The 449-nt window shown below is 56.1% G+C and carries 1 protein-coding gene; it reads right to left on the reverse strand.

The window, feature by feature from the left end:
* A partial coding sequence (locus HMPREF2875_RS03695; protein WP_141754563.1) for an IS1634 family transposase occupies positions 1-449 on the reverse strand: 449 nt, incomplete at both ends.

Below are 449 nucleotides of genomic sequence, written 5' to 3' on the forward strand. Positions count from 1 at the left end.
GTCACCGAATTCGGGGTTGTGTGTTTGCGCCCATCGCTTGCCGAGGCTTGTGTCCAGATCTGGCCGTGGGTGTAGTCTTCACCGGGGTTTTCCCGCCGCCAGGTTTCAATTACCTCAGGCACGGTGGGGGTTTTCACCGACAAAATGTAGTGCAGACCTGCGTCAATGAGTGCTTGTTTGTTCGCCGCTGAAAACATCCCCGCATCGGCGACGACGGTGACCTCGTCGAGTTGGTAGGCATCTTGGAACCGTGTGATCATCGGCAGCATCGTGTGGGTTTCTGCCGAGTTGCCAGCAAACGCGCCCACATGCAATGGAAACCCAGTGGCATCAGTAAGCAGCCCGACAAGGATTTGCGGCTCGAGGCGGCGCTCTTTGGAAAACCCGGGTTTGCGAAGCTCATCAGGAGTATCGGTTTCAAAGTACAAGGTGGTCACGTCGTACAAGAT

Origin of the sequence: Corynebacterium sp. HMSC078H07 (assembly GCF_001812805.1) — a bacterium.
Taxonomy (GTDB): Bacteria; Actinomycetota; Actinomycetes; order Mycobacteriales; family Mycobacteriaceae; genus Corynebacterium.